Here is an 18,552-nt window from a genome sequence, read left to right as displayed (position 1 = left end):
GCTTATTGCGTCAGATCGATCTGGTACACCGCCAGACCCTTGTTGGTGCCGTCATCTGCCGCCACTTGCGTGACGTTGTTGATGCCGGCAGCCGTGGCGTCCGCAATGCGCCCCGGAGCGGACGAGAACTGCACCTGTGCCACCGACGTCGCCAGCTTCGTGAAGCGCCAGCTGCGTTGCGAGCCATTGGTTGCGCGTTGCACGCTGCCGATCTTCTTGATGTAGCTGATCAGCACATCGCGGTTGGCATCCGGCGAGGCGTAGATCGTCTTGCTGCCATCCAGGCCGGGGAAGTTGCCGCCGCCGCTCGCACGGTAGTTGTTGGTGGCCACGATGAACTGACCTGCCGGATCAATTGGTGCGCCCTTGTACTGCAGGTTCTTGATGCGGCTGCCCACGGCTTGCGTGACGTCGATCTCATACGTCAGGTTCGGGTCGGTGAACATGTCGAAGTTGTAGCCCGGGAACGAGCTCACCAGCTTCTGCACCGTCGCGCTGGTCGGGTCGATGGTGTTGAAGCGCTTGGCCGCCGTTTCCAGCCAGTTCTTGATGTCGGAGCCTGCCACCTTCACGGCGTAGATCGTGTTCGGATACAGGTACAGGTCGGCCGCGTTGTTGATCGCCAGCGGGCCGGCGGCCACATCGGTGTAGTCCGTGCCGCCACCAAAGCCGCTCTTGAACGGCGCGCTGACCGACAGCACCGGCAGCGTCGCGTATTGCGGCAGGTTGGCCTGGACGTAGTCCGACACATACTTGGCCTGCGCCTGGTTGACGATCTCGATCGCGCCCGGGTCACCCACATCGGCAAAGAATGTGCTCATGTGGTAATCCGTGCTGCCCACCGGCGTCTTCACGTAGTTGATCGTTGCCTGGTGTTCGGCAGCAATTGCGGCGGAGACGGCCGGGTCTGCCGCCACGTACGTTTTGTCGGCATTCTGGATCGAACGCGCTTCCACCGTGGTCTGTGTCGGATCGACGGTCCAGTTCGTACCGTTGTAAGTCAGGCCCAACTTGATCACGCCCAGGTGTTTGCCCCAATAGTTGGCCATCACCGTCGGCACGCCGTTCACGGTGCCCTTGGTTTTGTCCACGCCCGGCAGGTTGAACTGGTAGACCGTGCTGTTGGCATCCGGGAAGAGCTGGTGCGAGTGGCCGATCAGCATCGCGTCGATGCCCGGCACGGTCGACAGCCACCAGCTGCCGTTTTCCATCGTCGGCGAATAGGCCGAGTTGTCGAGCCCGCCGTGCGAGATAGCGACCACCAGGTCGGCCCCCTTCGCGCGCATCTCGGGGATGTACTTGGCCGCCGTTTCCTTGATGCCGACGGTGTAGACCTTGCCGTCGAGCCAACGCTTGTCCCACGCCGTGATGGTGGGCGGCGTGAAGCTGATGATGCCGACCTTGACCGGTGCGCTGACGGTGCTGCCGTCCGGTGCCGTGGCCGTCACCGTCTTGGTGATGATCGTGTACGGCTGGAACAGCGGCGCGCTGGTCTTCGCGCTCATCACGTTGGCCAGCACTTGCGGGAAGTTCGGGCCCGCGCATTTGGTCTGCGCAGACGGGTCCGGCATGCCGGTCACGTTGAACGTGTTGCCCGTGACTTGCGACAGGTACGGCAGGCCGTAGTTGAACTCGTGGTTGCCGATGCCGCCACCGTCGTACTTGGCGGCGTTCATCACCTTGTAGATCGCCAGCGTCTGGCCGCAGGTGACGGGGCTCACCATGGCCTGGTAGTCCGACAGCGCGGTGCCCTGGATGGTGTCGCCGTTGTCCAGCAGCAGCGTGTTGGGGAATTGCGACCGCGCCTGGCTGATGAGCGTCGACACGCGCTCGAAACCGAGCGAGTTGTCAGCTGCCAGCTTGAAGTAGTCGTACGACAGCACATTGGTGTGCAGGTCAGTGGTTTCCAGCACGGCCAGCGTGGCCTTGGTACCGGTAGGTGCAGCGGCGGCCGGCGTGGGGGTGCCACCAGTGCCGGCGTTGTTGGTGGGGTTGTCGTCACCGCCACCGCAGGCGGCCAGTGACAGCGACAACAATGCAGCAAGCGGCAACGCCGCTGAGTACAACGGTCGGACTCGCATGAACTTCTCCCTGAAGGTTCTTTTTTGGTATGCGAACTGCGAACGGCAGACTACGGACTGCTTGAGGAACAGCTGAAGGCGCGTACGTGATCGTTTGCGTGACAACCGAAAACGCAAGCGAGAGAACGGATGACTGGGGCCGGGGGGCTGGTCGGGCTCTCGAAGCCAGCGAGTATCGGAAGGGTGCGTGACGAAGCTGTGACTGCCGGATGACAAATCAGCGTGAACCTTACGGCCGAAGACGTGCGCCAGCTGCGGATCTCCGCCGGATGGGGGATCGGCGGGGTCAAAAATTTCGGGACGTTTCGTCAACAACGTTAGAATGGGCCCATTTTTCCGCGTAGCCGTTCTATGTCCCAGAAGAAAGCGCCGCTGTTCGAGATCCGCAGCGGCTCCGTCGATGCCCTGCTGCTGTCGCCGCGCACCGCCGACTTGGACGCTCTGACCGCCGAGCTCACGCGACGCTTTGCCGACACGCCGGAGTTCTTCTCCAACGACGTGATCGCCATCGACGTGCGCCGCCTGGCCGAGGACGAACGCCTTCCCATCGACCGTCTGGTGGAGACCCTCACCACGTTGCGTGCCCGCGCGATCGGTGTGGTAGCCGACCCCGAGCAGGCCGAGTGGGCACAGGCCTTTGGCTTGCCGCTGCTCGACAGCCACGGCCGCCGCCCGCGCGGCGAGAAGGATGCGAAGGATGGCCAGGATGCGACTGAGCATGCCCAGGCCGCCGAAGCGCCGTCGTCTGAGGCTGTAGCGCCTGCCCCTTCCGCTCCCCCCGTCGATGCCGTGGCCATGCAGCCCGGCACCATGGTCATTGACCGCCCCCTGCGTTCCGGCCAGCGCATCTATGCGCGTGGCGACCTGGTGGTGCTGGACATCGTGAGCGACGGCGCCGAGGTGATCGCCGAAGGCAACATCTACGTGTATGCCTCGCTGCGCGGTCGCGCGCTGGCGGGCGTCAAGGGCAACCTGGATGCGCGCATCTTCTGCACGTGCCTGGAGCCCCAACTGATTTCCATCGCCGGCATCTACCGCACCGGCGAAACCCCGTGGCCGGACGCCTACGCCAGCAAGCCTGCGCAGGTCCGGCTCACGGACAACACGCTGGTTTTTGAACCGTTGCGGATGAAATGACACGCTGCACGCGTGCCGAGCGATTTAACTTTTAGAGTTACGAGCCATGACCAAGATCATCGTTGTCACTTCCGGCAAGGGCGGCGTCGGCAAGACGACCACCAGCGCGGCGTTTTCCGCGGGCCTCGCGCTGCGCGGCCACAAGACCGCCGTCATCGACTTCGACGTCGGCCTGCGCAACCTCGACCTCATCATGGGTTGCGAGCGTCGCGTGGTGTATGACCTGATCAACGTGATCCACGGTGAGGCCAACCTGAACCAGGCCCTCATCAAGGACAAGAAATGCGAGAACCTGTTCATCCTCCCCGCTTCGCAAACGCGCGACAAGGATGCGCTCACGCGTGACGGTGTCGAGAAGGTGATCGAGGGCCTGAAGGAAATGGGCTTCGAATACATCGTCTGCGATTCGCCCGCCGGTATCGAATCGGGCGCGCTGATGGCGATGTACTTTGCTGATGAAGCCATCGTCGTGACGAACCCGGAAGTGTCGTCGGTGCGTGATTCGGACCGCATCCTGGGCATCCTGTCGTCCAAGTCGCGCCGTGCCGAGCAGAGCAAGGAGCCGATCAAGGAACACCTGCTGCTCACGCGCTACAACCCGAAGCGGGTGTCCGAAGGCGAGATGCTGTCTCTCTCCGACATCCAGGAGATCCTGCGCATCAAGCTGATCGGCGTGATTCCGGAATCGGAAGCCGTGCTGCAAGCCTCCAACCAGGGCCTGCCCGCCATCCACCTGGAAGGCACCGACGTGGCGAATGCCTACCACGACGTGATCGACCGCTTCCTGGGCAAGGAGAAGGAGCTGCGCTACGTCGAGTACAACAAGCCGGGCTTCCTGCAACGCCTGTTCGGCGGCGGAAAATAAAGGAGACGCACACCCATGTCGATTCTGTCTTTCCTGCTGGGCGAGAAGAAGAAGACTGCAAGCGTCGCCAAGGAACGCCTGCAGATCATCCTCGCCCATGAACGCACCGCCAGCGGTGCTCCCGCTGACTACCTGCCTGCGCTTCAGCGCGAGCTGGTGGCCGTGATCTCGAAGTACGTGAAGATCGGCAACGATGACATCAAGGTCAACCTCGAGCGCCAGGACAACCTGGAAGTGCTGGAGGTGAAGATCGAGATTCCGCAGGCCTGAGGCCTCGGCCAGCGAACGTCGTTACCTGACGCGAATGATGCGGCCCGCCGGTGCTTCCGGCGCGGCCGGCATCGGCCCCACGTAAGCCGCGCGCGGGCGGATCAACTGCCCTGCGGTGCGCTGCTCCAGCGCGTGCGCAATCCAGCCGGCCGTGCGCCCCGCCGCGAACAGGCCAAAGCCTGCACCCTCCGGCAGCCCGAGCACACGCCGGGTGGCCACCAACGCAAAATCCAAAGACGGCCCATCGCCGGTCAGATCGGCCACGGCGTCGATCACCGACTGCAGTCGCTTGCGCACTGCGCCCGTCGTCGGCAACTGCGCCAGAATGGCATTCGCCCGCGGGTCGGCCTTGCGATACAGCGGGTGGCCAAAGCCCGGCAGTGCATCGCCGCGATCAAGCCGACGGCGCAAGGCGGTGCCGATCGACCGCTCCCCTTCCAGCTCGCTCAGCAACGCCTCCACGCGTGCCGTGGTGCCTCCGTGCAGGCCACCAGTGAGCGCAGCCAGCCCCGCACTCACGACAGCGCCCAGGCTGGCACCCGTTGAGGCGACAACCCGTGCGGCAAAGCTCGACGCATTGAGTTCGTGATCGGCGCAGAGCACCAGTGCGACGCGGATGGCCTCGGCTGCGCGCGCGTCGACGTTCCAGGCCTGCTGGCATTGCAGATGCACGGGCACAGCATCGGGCTTGCGGCCCAGCATGGCGGCAAACGCCACGCGCAGCAGTGCACCAGCATCGCGTGCCGTGCGAGCGGAGTCCTGACGCCATGCGGCTTCGTCCAACGCTGGCAGCGCGAGCGTGCACAGCGCCATGCAGCGTTGGCGGATGTCGGCATCTGCCAAGGAGGCCAGCGCCGCGTACCAGCTCTTCGGCAACACGGGCGCAGGCGCATCAAACGCTGCCGCTTCATCGCATTGCCAGAGCCGCGCGGCAACGGCTTCCAGCGAGGCGTGTTCCGCCAGCTCCAATGCGGGCGTGCCGCGATAGAACAGCCGCCCGTTGTCGATGAGCGTGATGGCCGATTCCATGACTGGCAGGCCCCAGTCCAGCGCGTGGCGCACCACCTGGCGCGGGCGGCGGCCCCCCGCACGCTGATCGGCCAGACGCATCACGTCGGCTTCGCGATAGCGGCTGCCGCGACCGTCGGGCGCTGGGTAGGCGGCCAGCAGCCCGCGGCTCACGTAGGCGTACAGTGTTGGGCGCGAGATGTTCAGGCGCTGCGCAGCTTCAGCGGCATCGAGGTACTGGGTCATCGCAAGCGTGGTCAGGCGATCGAGGTTGATCAGTCTAGTCAATGTTGACGCTATTGCCACCGCAGGACTGTAATGCGTGCACCCTCTTTCCGCGGAGTCCTGTCATGTCGTCACCTGTTGCTGATGCGGTTGATCCTTCCATGCAGACCCTCACCTCGACTGAAGCCCTCGCCCAACTGTGGAGCACGCTCGGCCAGCCCGCCGATGCGCTGTCGCGCGTGACGTTGACGGGCGCCGCTGCGCTGCCTTCGTCCTTTGCGGTGAACACGCTGGCGCAGAGCGTCATCGCCGCGTCGGCGTTGGCGGCCGCGCAAGTGGATACGCTGCGCACCGGGCGCAAGCAGACCGTGTCGGTGGACATGCGCCACGCCGCGCTGGAGTTCCGCTCCGAGCGCTACTTCCGCGTCGACGGCCAACTGCCGCCCGAACCGTGGGACAAGATCGCCGGCATCTACCGCTGCGGCGATGGCCGCTGGGTGCGCCTGCACACCAACTTCCCGCATCACCGTGATGGCGTGCTCAAGTTGCTCGGCTGCGCGTACGACCGCGATGCGGTGGCCGCTGCGTTGGGCCAGTGGAAGGCCGAAGCGTTTGAGGAAGCCGCCGCGCAGGTCGGCATGGTGGTCGCTGCTGCACGCACGTTTGACGAGTGGGATCGCCACCCACAAGGTATGGCCGTGGCCGGTCAGCCGCTGATGACCATCGAACGCATCGGCGATGCCCCGCCCGAACCGCTGGCCGCGCACGCCGATGGACGGCCGTTGTCCGGCGTGCGCGTGCTGGATGTCACGCGCGTGATTGCCGGCCCGGTGTGCGGCCGGACGTTGGCGGCACATGGGGCGGACGTCTTGCTCGTTACCGCGCCGCACCTGCCGGCCATCCCGTCGCTGGTGGTCGATACCGGGCGCGGCAAGCGCTCCGCGCAACTGGACTTGCGCGATGCGGCCGACGCCGCGCAATTGCGCACCCTGCTGCGCGATGCCGACGTCTTCGTGCAGGGCTATCGACCCGGCGGCGTGGCTGCGCTCGGCTTCAGTCCCGAGCAAGCGGCTGCGGCACGCCCTGGCATCGTCTACGTGAGCCTGTGTGCGTACGGCTATGAGGGGCCGTGGGCGAATCGCCGTGGGTTCGATTCATTAGTGCAGACCGCCAGCGGCTTCAACTGGGCTGAAGCGGAAGCCGCCGGCCAGAACAGGCCGTACCCACTGCCTGCCCAGGCGCTGGACCACGGCACGGGCTACCTGATGGCTGCGGGTGCCATGACGGCACTCACCCGCCGCATGACCGAAGGCGGCAGCTGGCACGTGCGCGTGTCGCTCGCGCAAACGGGGCACTGGCTGCGCGGCCTCGGTCGCGTGGCGAATGGCTTCGATGTGGCGGACCCGCGCTACGAAGATGTCGGTGCTTATCTGGAGACCACGCCGTCCGGCTTTGGCACGCTGACGGCCATGCGTCACGCGGGGCAGCTTTCCGACACGCCACCGCATTGGGCGCTGCCTGCCGTGCCGCTGGGGACACATCCCGCGCGGTGGTAGCATTCGCGCCTTACCCTTGTTTCTGCCGCCCGTGCGCCGGAGCTTTCTGGCGCACTTGGCCTGTCCATGCTCAGCTATCGCCACGCCTTTCACGCCGGCAACCATGCCGATGTCCTCAAGCACGCCGTCGTGACGCAGTTGCTCGACTACCTGACGCAGAAGGACAAGCCATTCTGGTACATCGACACGCACTCCGGCGCCGGCCTCTACGCGCTGGACCACGAGTGGGCGCAGAAGAAGGCCGAGTTCGACACCGGCATCGGCCCACTGTGGCGCGCCGCCGCCGCGGGCGAGCCGATGCCCGCATTGCTCGATGCCTACCTCGACCAGGTGCGCGAGCTGAACCCGAAAGGCGATCTCAAGCACTACCCCGGATCGCCGTGGCTGGCCTGGCAGATGCTGCGCGATGCCGATCGCCTGCGCCTGTTCGAGCTGCACAGCACCGAGATCAAGGTGCTGTCCAACAACTTCCGCGGTGCGGGCCGCCGGGTCATGCTGTATGACGGCGACGGCTTTGCCGGCATCAAGGCGATCCTGCCCCCGCCGCCGCGCCGCGCGGTGGTGCTGATCGACCCCTCGTTCGAAGACAAGCGGGACTACGCGCGCACCGTGCAGGCCCTGCAGGACAGCCTGCAGCGCTTTGCCACCGGCATGTATGCGGTGTGGTATCCGCAGGTGCAACGGCGTGAATCGGTGCAACTGCCGGCACAACTGAAGCGGCTGGGAGCAAGCGACTGGCTGCACGTGACCTTGACGGTCAAGCAACCGGTGGCGGGAGGCCTGGGCTTGCACGGCAGCGGCATGTTCATCGTCAACCCGCCGTGGACGCTCAAGGCGCAGCTGGAAGAAGCCATGCCTACGCTGGTCCGCCTGCTCGGCCAGGACAACGCCGCCAAGTTCACGCTCGAAGCCCAGACAAGCTAAGCATCGCGGCCCCATGTCACTGCCCTGCCACATGGGTGTGCTACCTACTCGGGCGTATGCTTGAACATGCGTCGCCCCCGGGGCGGCGTGCCCCATTCAGTTGGCAGTAGGACGGCAGGAGCAGGACATCATGAGCGAACGTGACGCAGCGCGACAGGCGCGGCTGCAGGAAGACCTCCTCGACACCCTGGACGAGGAGCTGGAAATGGAAATCGACGACCACCTGCTCGGCGGCGAGAGCATCAGCGAAGAGTCTCGCGAGACCCGACGCATGTACTTCCGCGAGCTGTTCCGCCTGCAGGGCGAGCTGGTCAAGCTGCAGGACTGGGTGATCGAGACCGGCCACCGGCTGGTGGTGATCTTTGAAGGGCGCGACGCCGCCGGCAAGGGTGGCGCCATCAAGCGCATCACCCAGCGGCTAAACCCGCGCGTGTGCCGCGTGGCTGCCCTGCCCGCCCCCACCAACCGTGAACGCACGCAGTGGTATTTCCAGCGCTATGTGGCGCACCTGCCCGCAGCAGGGGAGATCGTCCTGTTCGACCGCAGCTGGTACAACCGCGCCGGCGTCGAACGCGTGATGGGCTTCTGCACCGACGAGGAATACGAAGAGTTCTTCCGCTCCGTGCCCGAGTTCGAGAAGATGCTCGTGCGCTCCGGCATCCAGATCGTCAAGTACTGGTTCTCGGTGACGGACGAAGAGCAGGAAGTGCGATTCCAGAGCCGTATCGACGATCCGCTCAAGCAGTGGAAACTGAGCCCCATGGATCTGGAAAGCCGCCGCCGCTGGGAAGACTACACGCGCACCAAGGAAGCGATGCTGGAGCGTTCGCACATTCCCGAATCGCCGTGGTGGGTGGTGCTGGCCGATGACAAGAAGCGCGCGCGCCTGAACTGCATCGACCACCTGCTCCGCCAGGTGCCGTATCACCCGGTGCCGCACCCGCCGGTGGTGCTGCCCGAGCGCGTGCACCACGCGGAATACATCCGCCACCCGGTGCCCGACGAGATGATCGTCCCGAACGTCTACTGAGGCACCGGTATCACCGCGCGCTGTGCGGGTTCAGAAGATTGCCTTGAACGCCCAGTACAGCGCGCCTGCCAGCACGATCGACGCCGGCAACGTCAGCACCCACGCCAGCAGCAGGCTGCGCACCGTATTCCACTGCAGCCCCGAGCCGTTGGCCGCCATCGTGCCCGCCACGCCCGACGACAGCACATGCGTGGTCGACACCGGCAGACCATACGCATCGGCCGCGCCAATCGTCGCCATCGCCACCAACTCGGCCGAGGCGCCCTGCCCATACGTCAGGTGCTGCTTGCCGATCTTCTCGCCCACCGTCACCACGATGCGCTTCCAGCCCACCATCGTGCCCAGGCCCAGCGCAATCGCCACCGCCACCTTGACCCACGTGGGGATGAACTTGGTGGCGTGATCGAGCTGCTGCTTGTAGTTGTCGATGACAGCCTGATCGCTCTTGCTGATGGCGGGTTGGCCATTCTTCTTGAGCAAGCGGATGGTCTCGGAGACCAGGTACATGTTGTTGCGGACGTTATCCACCTCGTTTTGCGGCACGGTGGCCATCGATCCCGTCTGGCTGACCTGTGCGGCAATGGTGTCCGCCAGTGCCTGCACGGCGGGCAGCGTGGCTGGCGTGAGCGTGCGTGACTGCACGTAGGTCTGCACATCCGCACGCGGGTTGGCCGACGGCGCCACACCGTTGGCGTACCTGCCGAAGGCCGCCGACGCCTGGTGCGACACGGCCAGGAAGGTTTGCGTCTCGGCCGGCGTCACGGCGCGGTTGAGTGCGTAGACGGTGGGCACCGTGCCGATCAGGATCAGCATGATCAGGCCCATGCCCTTCTGCCCATCATTGGAGCCGTGTGCGAACGACACGCCCGTGCAGGTGAGGATGAGCAGCGCGCGAATCCAGAACGGCGGCGGCTGGTTGCCCTCAGGCTCGGCATAGAGCGCCGGCACGCGCACCAGCGCCTTGAGCAGCAGCAGAAGCAGCGCCGCCAGCAGAAAGCCGATGATGGGCGAGAGCAGCAGCGACTTGCCCACCCCCAGCGCCTGGCTCCAATCCACCCCGCTGGTCCCGTTGGCGCCGCGCAGGAGCTGGTTCATGAGCCCCACACCGATGATCGAGCCGATGAGCGTGTGCGAGCTCGACGACGGCAGCCCCAGGTACCACGTCGCCAGGTTCCAGATGATGGCCGCGATCAGCAGCGCAAACACCATCGCAAAGCCCGAGTGGCTGCCGACCTGCAGGATCAGTTCCACCGGCAGCAGTTGCAGGATGCCGAAGGCCACTGCACCGCTGGAGGTGAGCACCCCCGCAAAATTCCACAGGCCCGACCACACCACTGCCAGGTGCGGCGACAGCGAATGCGTATAGATGACCGTGGCCACCGCATTGGCCGTGTCGTGGAAGCCGTTGACGAACTCAAAGCCCAGCGCGATCACCAATGCAATGCCAAGCAGGACAAACGGAAACACCGAACTGGCGGCCACGCTTTCCAGGTCGGACACCAGGTGGCTGATCACGTAGGCGGCACCGGCCGCCAGGATCAGCAGAAACAGCGCAATGCCGACATTGCGAAAGCGCGCGGGCACGGCGCCGGGTTGCACGGTAAGGGGATGCGACATGGGGGTCACCAAGGCGGGGCTGGGGGAGTGATCGATTCTAGGAGTCGCCCTGGGCCCGTAGGTGACGGTTTCGTGTCGCGTTTGTTTCCGTTGATTGCCGATGTAGGGACTGGCGCGGCAAGAACCTAGCGGTATGGTCTACACCGTTGGCCGGATCTCGAACCCCGGCACCAGCGCCTCGTCGGTGCCCGGAGCAACGTCCAGTTCGGTGACTTGGGCACCGGCGGGCCCCTCCCACATCCACTCGCGCATGCGCAGCACATTGGCTTCGGGGCCGGCCAGGAAGGCCTCGACCGTGCCGCTTCGACGGTTGCGTACCCAACCCCGCAGGCCCAGCGCGCGGGCCATGTCGGCACAGGCCGCTCGATAGCCCACACCCTGCACACGGCCCTGTACGGTAACGATCACTTGTTCGATGGCGGACATGGAGCGGCTCCAGGCAGGCGGCGGGCAGGATGTTGGAAGAATGATGACAAACCAACGTTGTCGCATCTCTGTCACATTTCTGGAATGTGACGTAGGCAGACTGACAACCGCACGGCGAGATCGGGCGTTACGCAAGGTAAACTAGGCGGCTTGCCGCCGGGTGCCAAGCGCCGCGCCCTGCCACCCACGCCACGTATCGCGCCTTGGTCCAGACATCGGGCCACATGACTTTCGTCAGCGCGACTTGTTCAGCGATTTGTCCCGGTCATTCAAGATGCAGCAAAACGACAACGAAACCACCGTCCGGGGCCCCTTCGGTGCCAACTTTGGCGTCAACATCAGCAACCTGTTGACGGCGCCGCCCAACCGCTTTGACCTGGCGCTGCTGCCCATCATCCTGGCCGCCATCGTGCTCGTGGCGTTTGCCGCCAAGCAGATGAACGTGCCGTACACGCCCGGCGAGACGCAGCTAGACGTCAGCCTGGACGTGGCGCAACTGCCCTACTACCTGCTGCGCACCAGCATCCGCATGCTGCTGGCACTGGGCGCCTCGCTGGCGTTCTCGTTTGCGTTTGCGGCCATTGCATCGAAGAACCGCACGGCCGAGAAGGTGATGGTGCCGGCGCTGGACATCCTGCAATCGATTCCGGTGCTGGGTTTCCTGTCGATTACCGTTACCGGCTTCATTGCGCTGTTCCCGGGCAACCTGGTGGGCGTGGAATGCGCGGCCATCTTCGCCATCTTCACGTCGCAGGCGTGGAACATGGCGTTCTCGCTGTACCAATCGTTTCGCACTATCCCGACTGACCTGGAAGAGGCGGCCACCGTGTTTCGCCTGTCGAAGTGGCAGCGCTTCTGGCGCCTGGAGGTGCCCTTCGCCATGCCGGGCCTGCTGTGGAACATGATGATGTCGATGTCAGGCGGCTGGTTCTTCGTGGTGGCATCGGAAGCCATTTCCGTGTCGGGCCACGACATCAAGCTGCCGGGCATCGGTTCGTACATCTCGCTGGCGATCCAGCAGCAGAACTTGGCCGCCATCGGCTGGGCCATCCTGACGATGCTGATCGGCATCCTGCTGTACGACCAATTGCTGTTCCGCCCGCTGGTGGCCTGGGCAGACCGCTTTCGCTTCGATGCGATGTCGTCGGAGCGCGAGCCGCAATCGTGGCTGCTGGATCTGCTGCGCCGCTCCGAGTGGGTCAAGGCGCTGCTGGAGCGCACCGCTGCGCTGGCCGAGCGCACGCTCTCCTGGGGCGCCGAGCGCACCCGGCCGACGGCCAGCAGCAGCAACGGCTTTGCGCGCTTCCCGTGGTGGAACCGCGTGGCCGACGTCATCATCATCCTGGCTGCGTTGGCCGCCGTCGTGCACATCCTGCAGTTCGTGCGCTCCGAGGTGGGCTGGGCTGAAGTGGGCCACGTGCTGTGGCTCGGCTTCCTGACCATGACGCGCGTGATTTTGCTGATTGCGTTGGCCGCAGTGATCTGGGTGCCGATCGGCATCCGCATCGGCCTGAACCCGAACGTGGCGCGCATCGCGCAACCGGTGGCGCAGTTCATGGCGGCCTTCCCGGCCAACCTGATGTTCCCGCTGGCGGTGATGCTCATCGCGCGCTTTTCGCTCAACCCGGAAATCTGGCTCTCCCCGCTGATGATTTTCGGCACGCAGTGGTACATCCTGTTCAACGTGATTGCTGGTGCGACAGGCATCCCGACCGAGCTGCGGCTGGCCGCGCGCAACTTCGGGCTGCGTGGCTGGCTGCTGTGGAAGCGCTTCCTGATTCCCGCGGTGTTCCCCAACCTGCTCACGGGCCTGGTGACGGCCGCGGGTGGTTCGTGGAACGCCAGCATCGTCTCCGAATACGTCACGTGGGGCGACCGCACGCTGGTGGCCACGGGCCTGGGCAGCTACATCGCCGAGATGACATCGAAGGGTGACTTCCCGCGCATTGCGCTGGGCATTGTGGTGATGAGCCTGTTCGTGGTCGGCTTCAACCGCCTGCTGTGGAACCGCCTGTATGACATCGCGCAAGAGCGCACCCGCCTGTAAGCCGACGCGCTTGTAATCCGACTACCTAGCAGAGAGCATCAACATGGCCACCAACGGCGAATCTGTCATCGAGCTGCGCGGCGTCTCGAAAATCTTCCGCACCGCAGACCACACCGACCGCTCGGTGCTCGAGGGTTTGGATATCAACATCCGCGAAGGCGAGATCGTCGCCATGCTGGGCAAATCGGGCTCGGGCAAGTCGACCCTGCTGCGCATCATGGCGGGCCTGGTGCGTGCCGACCGCGGCCAGGTGCTGTTCCGCGGGCGTGAGTACAGCGGCCCGGTGCAGGGCATTGCAATGGTGTTCCAATCGTTCGCGCTGTTCCCGTGGCTGACGGTGCAGCAGAACGTGGAACTCGGTTTGGAAGCGCAGGGCGTGCCCAAGGCTGAACGTGAAGAGCGCGCCGAGCAGGCCATCGACCTGATCGGCCTGTCCGGCTTCAACAGCGCCCTGCCGCGCGAGCTGTCGGGCGGTATGCGCCAGCGCGTGGGCATTGCGCGCGCGCTCGTCACCGAGCCCGACCTGCTGCTGATGGACGAAGCGTTCTCCGCACTCGACGTGCTGACCGGCGAGAACCTGCGCGACGAAATGCTGGACCTGTGGGAAGACCGCCGTACCAAGATCAAGGCCATCCTGATCGTCTCGCACAACATTGAAGAGGCGGTGATGATGGCGGACCGCATCGTCATCCTCTCCAGCGATCCGGGGCGCATCCGTGCCGAAGTGCGTGTGCCCTTCCCGCGCCCGCGCAATCGTGACTCGGCTGCTGTGCGCAACCTCATCGACGAGGTGTATGGCCTGATGACCTCGCCCGAGCGCGTGGGTGTGCACGTGGGCGCCGAGTCTGCCGCACAGCAACTGGCCTACCGCCTGCCGGAAGCCGAGATCGGCCAGATGGAGGCCATTCTCGACCTGCTGGTCGAAGCGCCCTTCAACGGCCGCGCAGACTTGCCGCACCTGGCCGAAGAAGCCGGTGTGACCGACGACGACCTGCTCCCCGCCTGTGAAGCGCTGGCCCTGCTGCAACTGGCCACCATCGAGCGCGGCGACATCATCGTCACACCGTTCGGCAAGACTTACATGGAAACCGAACCACCCGAGCGCAAGGTGCTGTTCGGCCAGAAGCTGCTCGAACAGGTGGCCCTGGCCTCGCACATCCGTGCCGAGCTGGAAGCCAACGAAGACGGCGAGATTCGCGAAGAGCAAGTCCTGCGCGAGCTGGAGGCCTACCTCAAGCCCGAGGAAGCCGAACGCGTGCTCAAGATCGGTATTGAATGGGGCCGCTACGGCGAGGTGTACGAGTACGTGTACAACACCGGCATGCTGACCCTGCCCCGTGAAGAGCGCGAGGAACGTGAAGAGCGTGAAGCGCAGGAAGGCGGGGATGGGGCGGCCGGGGCGTAAGACGGTGCTCACGTCGTTCCCCTGAACAAGAGCCGCGCGATGCGGCTCTTGTCCTATCCAGGCGTGGTTCACGCGGTGCGACGGTTTGCCGCCAACGCAGATTCAACGGTTGCCTCGACAAGGAAGGTCTCGAAAAAGCGCGCCTGGCCGCACGCTTCAACCGGATGCGGATCGGCAGCACGCCTGGGGGGTAAAACGGCCGGCAACACCCCCCTGCCGCCGATCTGGATACCGATGCTGTTTTGCGGTGTAATACCGCGCATCCGCACATGCTGGCGCTGTCCACACAGGGACGCCCGGCAGCCTCATTGGCCATCATGCATTTCGCCCGCACCCGCAAAAGACTGACCTCCTGGCTTGGCCTGGTGGCGATGGTGCTCGTGCTGTTTGTGCCAACGGTGAGCCAGGCGCTGGAGGCGCAAGCGCTGCAGGCGTTTGAGCAGGCTGCGCCGCTTTGTGAAGCCAAACCGTCAGCCGCCGCCAGCACCGCCCTGCCCATCGGGCACGAGATGCCAGCCGGCCACCACCATGCGGCCTGCGGCTACTGTGATCTGCTGGCAGACCACGTGCTGGTGCCGACAACCCTTCCGCCGATGGTGGGGCCGGCACCCACCCATGCAACGGCATGGCCCGCGGAACCCGGTCGTCTGGCCGCGCATCAAGCGCGCCATGCCGGGCGGCCGCGCGACTCACCCTTCCTCCTCTGACCACGTCAAACCAGGGCTGCGACTGCACAGCGCACTCGCGCCCGGCTCGAGCCGTTTTCAGACAAGACGCCGTGCGACACACCGACTATTGATCAGGGTGCGCACGTACGCATCAGCGTGAGGAACACCCATGACAACACCATCCAACATGCTCCGGCGCGCGGCACTGCTCGCCTGCGCTGCCGGTATGTTTGCACCCATCGCAGCGCAGGCATGCGCCACCTGTGGCTGCTCGCTCAGCACCGATGCCGCGATGGGCTATTCGGCCATCCCGGGCTGGCGCATCAGCTTCGACTACACCTACCTCCCGCAGAACCAGTTGCGCAGTGGCACCCACGCGGTCACGCCGGCACAGGCCGCCAGCATCAACGACGCGGGCGGCAACCAGGAGGTCGAGCACCAGACCATCAACCGCTACATCAACCTCGGCATCAACTACAGCCCAAACAGCAGCTGGAACTTCAGCGCGATCGTGCCGTATGTGGACCGCAGCCACACCACTTACGGCGCAGTCACGTCGGATCAGCTCACGCCGGACAACCTGAGCGGCGCCACCGCCAGCGGCTTGGGCGACATCAAGCTGATCACCAGCTATCAGGGTTTTCTGCCGACGCACAACCTCGGTGTGCAACTGGGCATCAAGCTGCCGACGGGCCGCTACGGCGGGCAGAACGTGCTGACTGGCAACACCGTCGGGCGCAACCCGGTGTTCTTCAACAGCGGCCCGAACGCGGCGGGCGGGCAGGCACTGGATACCAGCCTGCAGCCCGGCACAGGCAGTACCGATGTGATCCTGGGCGCCTACTACTACCAGCCCGTCAGCCAGGACTTCGATGCCTTCATCAACGGCCAATTCCAGGCTGCCGTGCATCAGCGCTTGAACCAGACTGGGGCGGATTTCCGTCCGGGCAACCTTGCCACCATGAGCTTTGGCGTGCGCTACGAGGCCAACCCGCACATCGTGCCGCAACTGCAGTTCAACGTGACGCGCAAGAACGCTGACAAAGGCGCGCTGGCCGATACCACCAACACGGCAGGGACGGTGGTCTACCTGTCGCCGGGCGTGACGGTGAGCGTGGCGCATAACGTGCAGATCTATGCGTTCTTGCAGAAGGCGCTCTACAGCAACCTGCAGGGGTATCAACTCTTCCCGCGTTGGTCGGGCACGGTCGGAGCCAGCTATGCCTTCTGATCGAGCATGGTCGCGGCGCGCGTGGCTGCAGACGGCCGGTGCGGCGGCACTGGGCGCCGGGCTGGGCAGTCCAACTCACGATGCCCAGGCGGCCAGCCTTGAAGTCGGGCGGCCGGCGCCGGCGCTGGTGCTGCGCACGATCGACGGGCACAGCATCTCCACCGAAGACCTGCGTGGCCACGTCGTGATCCTGACCTTCTGGGCGACATGGTGCGGCCCGTGCCACCAGGAGCTGCCCTTGCTTTCCGACTACGCAGCAAAACACGCAGACCGGGGCCTGCGCGTTCTCGGCTTCAGCCTGGATGAGCCGGCCTCATTGCCAGCGGTGCGGGAAATGGCAGCGGCCTGGAGTTTTCCCGTGGGGTTGCTCGGCAGCGCCTACGCCGGCGGCTATGGCCGGGTGTGGCGGATTCCGGTCAACTTCACGATCGATCGCAATGGCCTGCTGGCCGACAACGGCTGGGACTCACGTGAGCCTGCGTGGACGACCGAACGGCTTGAGCGCATCGTTACACCGTTGCTGCGTTGACGGGCCAATCGCATGGCGGCGCGCCAATAAAAACGGGCCGGAGACGCTCTCCGGCCCGTTCAACGACGCAACGTCGGGCAACGCCGCGTACGAGGGATCGTTACTGCGGTAGGTAGTTGATATACGACAGCGAGCCGTCAGCATTGGCCTGCGCCAGGCTGACTGCGCCGTTGCTGATCACGGCATTGATCAGGCCCGTGAAGCGCGGGTTGGCGCTACCCACCGGTTGCACGTTGTTCATCCAGAACGTGGGTGATGCCAGCGACTGCGACACCAGCAGCACCTGCCGCGCGTTCGTCATCCAGACCAGTTGCGGCGTGCCCGCGTTGCTGACGATCAGCGGTGCGACTGACAGCATCGGATACTGATCCGCCGTCAGGTTGCCCACGCCGCCCCAGGTCGGGAAGTTGTACGACGGATTGCTCGACGGTGCGCAGAACACCAGCGGGTTTTGCCCCTGAGCCGACTGGCTGTTGCAGCCCGCATACGTGGCGTTGTTGGTGTTCGAGCAGAAGTTGGCAGCCGGGCCGTTGACGAACTGCGGCATCGGGTTGGAGCCTGCGCCCACCACGGCAAATGCGCTCCAGCTATCGGCACCACCACCCGCGTACTGTGTCGACTGATACAGGTTGTTGTCCTTGCCCAGCACCACGGCCTGCAACTGGCCGCTGTTCTGCAGCAGGAACACGTTGAACTCCTGCGCCTGCGGGTTGAACCCGCCGCCCAGCTTCGACCAGTTCGACCAGGTGATGGTCGGGGCTACAGCGGTCTGGTACGCGTGCCACAGGTTGCCGCTGGTATCGAGCGAGAACGCTTCCAGCCGCTGGTTGGAGTTGACCGCCAGCACCGGTGCGCCGGTAAAGGTGGTCGGCGTACCGCCGCCGATGGTCGTCCACGGCGTGTACGAGCCGATGAACGGGTTGATGTACGACACCTGCACCTGCCCTGCCTGCATCAGACCGATGACCGCGATGGTGCCGTTGGGCGACGGTGCCACAGACGGGTTGAACTGCAGCGTGCCGCCCCACTTCGACCAGCTCCCGCTTTCACCCGAGGTGGCCACCGTGCACATGCCCAGCGTGTTGTCGGTATTGCGCGTGAAGACGTACATCGAGCCGCCGTAGAAGATCTGCTGCGGCGTACCGCGGAACGCACCGCCCAGGTTGGCCCAATCCGTCGTGGCGGCCAGGCTCACTGCCGACAAATCGACTTCCGTAAATTCAAAAGGCTTGTTCATGTTCAACGTCTCCGGTCTGTGAGAGCTGCGCCTGCCGGCGGTCGGGCGCAGAAAATAGTGGCGACCTGATCTGGGGGTAATGCCGGCGCCGTCATGTTGCTCGATGAAATCAGAAAGTTATGGCGACATAATCCCCTTGGATTTCATTTCAATAAATCCGATGTAAGCGCTGCGATATTCAAGGTGAAAAATGTCGGCGCGCACGAATCCGCATTCCAGTTCCGTCGGGAATGTATGCATCCATGACAAACTGCCGTGCGTGCTTCAGGCGCCGCCTGTCGTGCGGCGTGTGAATC

16 protein-coding genes are annotated in these 18,552 nt (G+C 64.9%); 11 read left to right on the top strand and 5 right to left on the bottom strand.

Annotated features, from left to right (window positions below):
* Positions 1-2: 2 nt before the first annotated feature.
* Positions 3-2,081, bottom strand: coding sequence for a bifunctional 2',3'-cyclic-nucleotide 2'-phosphodiesterase/3'-nucleotidase (locus C404_RS53745; RefSeq protein WP_031330059.1), 2,079 nt, complete (start codon positions 2,079-2,081; stop codon positions 3-5).
* Positions 2,082-2,432: 351 nt separating this feature from the next.
* On the opposite strand from C404_RS53745, the gene minC reads away from it, so the two are divergent.
* Genes minC through minE form a run of 3 tightly spaced genes read left to right on the top strand, consistent with a single transcriptional unit; the run spans position 2,433 to position 4,353 of the window.
* Complete coding sequence (gene minC, locus C404_RS53740) at positions 2,433-3,218, top strand: septum site-determining protein MinC (protein ID WP_021197110.1); 786 nt, start codon at positions 2,433-2,435, stop codon at positions 3,216-3,218.
* A 46-nt stretch (positions 3,219-3,264) separates the two neighbouring features.
* Positions 3,265-4,083, top strand: a complete 819-nt coding sequence (minD, locus tag C404_RS53735) for a septum site-determining protein MinD (RefSeq protein ID WP_021197109.1) — start codon at positions 3,265-3,267, stop codon at positions 4,081-4,083.
* A 15-nt stretch (positions 4,084-4,098) separates the two neighbouring features.
* Complete coding sequence (gene minE, locus C404_RS53730; protein ID WP_004628536.1) at positions 4,099-4,353, top strand: cell division topological specificity factor MinE; 255 nt, start codon at positions 4,099-4,101, stop codon at positions 4,351-4,353.
* Positions 4,354-4,374: 21 nt separating this feature from the next.
* On the opposite strand, the gene C404_RS53725 is transcribed toward minE, so the two are convergent.
* Entirely contained in the window at positions 4,375-5,607 is a 1,233-nt protein-coding gene (locus tag C404_RS53725; protein ID WP_031330058.1) for a citrate synthase family protein, read from the bottom strand.
* A gap of 104 nt (positions 5,608-5,711) precedes the next feature.
* Here C404_RS53725 and C404_RS53720 point away from each other — a divergent pair, with 104 nt between their 5' ends.
* The 3 genes from C404_RS53720 to ppk2 all read left to right on the top strand — a co-directional run bounded on the left by C404_RS53720 (position 5,712) and on the right by ppk2 (position 9,096).
* Positions 5,712-7,142 carry a CoA transferase gene (locus C404_RS53720; RefSeq protein WP_031330057.1) on the top strand — a complete coding sequence of 477 codons (1,431 nt, stop codon included), beginning with the start codon at positions 5,712-5,714 and terminating at the stop codon, positions 7,140-7,142.
* 66 nt (positions 7,143-7,208) lie between these two features.
* A complete protein-coding gene (locus tag C404_RS53715; protein ID WP_021197106.1) occupies positions 7,209-8,066 on the top strand; it encodes a 23S rRNA (adenine(2030)-N(6))-methyltransferase RlmJ in 858 nt (285 codons plus the stop codon).
* A 130-nt stretch (positions 8,067-8,196) separates the two neighbouring features.
* Positions 8,197-9,096 carry a polyphosphate kinase 2 gene (ppk2, locus tag C404_RS53710; protein WP_021197105.1) on the top strand — a complete coding sequence of 300 codons (900 nt, stop codon included), beginning with the start codon at positions 8,197-8,199 and terminating at the stop codon, positions 9,094-9,096.
* Between the two features lie 30 nt (positions 9,097-9,126).
* On the opposite strand, the gene C404_RS53705 is transcribed toward ppk2, so the two are convergent.
* Entirely contained in the window at positions 9,127-10,713 is a 1,587-nt protein-coding gene (locus tag C404_RS53705) for an inorganic phosphate transporter (protein WP_021197104.1), read from the bottom strand.
* 138 nt (positions 10,714-10,851) lie between these two features.
* Positions 10,852-11,139, bottom strand: a complete 288-nt coding sequence (locus tag C404_RS53700) for an acylphosphatase (RefSeq protein WP_021197103.1) — start codon at positions 11,137-11,139, stop codon at positions 10,852-10,854.
* 274 nt (positions 11,140-11,413) lie between these two features.
* Between C404_RS53700 and C404_RS53695 the strand changes: the two genes are divergently transcribed.
* The 5 genes from C404_RS53695 to C404_RS53675 all read left to right on the top strand — a co-directional run bounded on the left by C404_RS53695 (position 11,414) and on the right by C404_RS53675 (position 17,019).
* The gene (locus C404_RS53695; protein WP_021197102.1) at positions 11,414-13,186 is read left to right on the top strand and encodes an ABC transporter permease; all 1,773 of its coding nucleotides are present in this window, start codon (positions 11,414-11,416) and stop codon (positions 13,184-13,186) included.
* Between the two features lie 43 nt (positions 13,187-13,229).
* Positions 13,230-14,591 (top strand): ABC transporter ATP-binding protein, encoded by a 1,362-nt coding sequence (locus tag C404_RS53690; protein ID WP_021197101.1) that lies wholly within the window; start codon positions 13,230-13,232, stop codon positions 14,589-14,591.
* 269 nt (positions 14,592-14,860) lie between these two features.
* Positions 14,861-15,298: a DUF2946 domain-containing protein gene (locus C404_RS53685; RefSeq protein ID WP_021197100.1), complete on the top strand. Its 438-nt coding sequence runs from the start codon at positions 14,861-14,863 to the stop codon at positions 15,296-15,298.
* Between the two features lie 130 nt (positions 15,299-15,428).
* Positions 15,429-16,490 (top strand): hypothetical protein, encoded by a 1,062-nt coding sequence (locus C404_RS53680; protein WP_021197099.1) that lies wholly within the window; start codon positions 15,429-15,431, stop codon positions 16,488-16,490.
* Entirely contained in the window at positions 16,480-17,019 is a 540-nt protein-coding gene (locus C404_RS53675; RefSeq protein WP_021197098.1) for a peroxiredoxin family protein, read from the top strand. Before C404_RS53680 ends, C404_RS53675 begins: the two co-directional genes overlap by 11 nt.
* Positions 17,020-17,119: 100 nt before the next feature.
* Here the strand turns inward: C404_RS53675 and C404_RS53670 are convergent, their stop codons facing one another.
* Positions 17,120-18,256: a hypothetical protein gene (locus C404_RS53670; protein WP_021197097.1), complete on the bottom strand. Its 1,137-nt coding sequence runs from the start codon at positions 18,254-18,256 to the stop codon at positions 17,120-17,122.
* Positions 18,257-18,552 lie beyond the last annotated feature (296 nt).

The sequence above is a fragment of the Ralstonia sp. AU12-08 genome (genome assembly GCF_000442475.1).
GTDB lineage: Bacteria > Pseudomonadota > Gammaproteobacteria > Burkholderiales > Burkholderiaceae > Ralstonia > Ralstonia insidiosa.
This window is presented reverse-complemented; position numbering and strand designations above follow the sequence as displayed.

What these genes read in the sequence shown, in the direction of transcription:
- C404_RS53745 (WP_031330059.1), bottom strand. Translation starts at nt 2,081, where the DNA reads ATGCGAGTCCGACCGTTGTACTCAGCGGCGTTGCCGCTTGCTGCATTG.
- minC (WP_021197110.1), top strand. Translation starts at nt 2,433, where the DNA reads ATGTCCCAGAAGAAAGCGCCGCTGTTCGAGATCCGCAGCGGCTCCGTC.
- minD (WP_021197109.1), top strand. Translation starts at nt 3,265, where the DNA reads ATGACCAAGATCATCGTTGTCACTTCCGGCAAGGGCGGCGTCGGCAAG.
- minE (WP_004628536.1), top strand. Translation starts at nt 4,099, where the DNA reads ATGTCGATTCTGTCTTTCCTGCTGGGCGAGAAGAAGAAGACTGCAAGC.
- C404_RS53725 (WP_031330058.1), bottom strand. Translation starts at nt 5,607, where the DNA reads ATGACCCAGTACCTCGATGCCGCTGAAGCTGCGCAGCGCCTGAACATC.
- C404_RS53720 (WP_031330057.1), top strand. Translation starts at nt 5,712, where the DNA reads ATGTCGTCACCTGTTGCTGATGCGGTTGATCCTTCCATGCAGACCCTC.
- C404_RS53715 (WP_021197106.1), top strand. Translation starts at nt 7,209, where the DNA reads ATGCTCAGCTATCGCCACGCCTTTCACGCCGGCAACCATGCCGATGTC.
- ppk2 (WP_021197105.1), top strand. Translation starts at nt 8,197, where the DNA reads ATGAGCGAACGTGACGCAGCGCGACAGGCGCGGCTGCAGGAAGACCTC.
- C404_RS53705 (WP_021197104.1), bottom strand. Translation starts at nt 10,713, where the DNA reads ATGTCGCATCCCCTTACCGTGCAACCCGGCGCCGTGCCCGCGCGCTTT.
- C404_RS53700 (WP_021197103.1), bottom strand. Translation starts at nt 11,139, where the DNA reads ATGTCCGCCATCGAACAAGTGATCGTTACCGTACAGGGCCGTGTGCAG.
- C404_RS53695 (WP_021197102.1), top strand. Translation starts at nt 11,414, where the DNA reads ATGCAGCAAAACGACAACGAAACCACCGTCCGGGGCCCCTTCGGTGCC.
- C404_RS53690 (WP_021197101.1), top strand. Translation starts at nt 13,230, where the DNA reads ATGGCCACCAACGGCGAATCTGTCATCGAGCTGCGCGGCGTCTCGAAA.
- C404_RS53685 (WP_021197100.1), top strand. Translation starts at nt 14,861, where the DNA reads ATGCTGGCGCTGTCCACACAGGGACGCCCGGCAGCCTCATTGGCCATC.
- C404_RS53680 (WP_021197099.1), top strand. Translation starts at nt 15,429, where the DNA reads ATGACAACACCATCCAACATGCTCCGGCGCGCGGCACTGCTCGCCTGC.
- C404_RS53675 (WP_021197098.1), top strand. Translation starts at nt 16,480, where the DNA reads ATGCCTTCTGATCGAGCATGGTCGCGGCGCGCGTGGCTGCAGACGGCC.
- C404_RS53670 (WP_021197097.1), bottom strand. Translation starts at nt 18,256, where the DNA reads ATGAACAAGCCTTTTGAATTTACGGAAGTCGATTTGTCGGCAGTGAGC.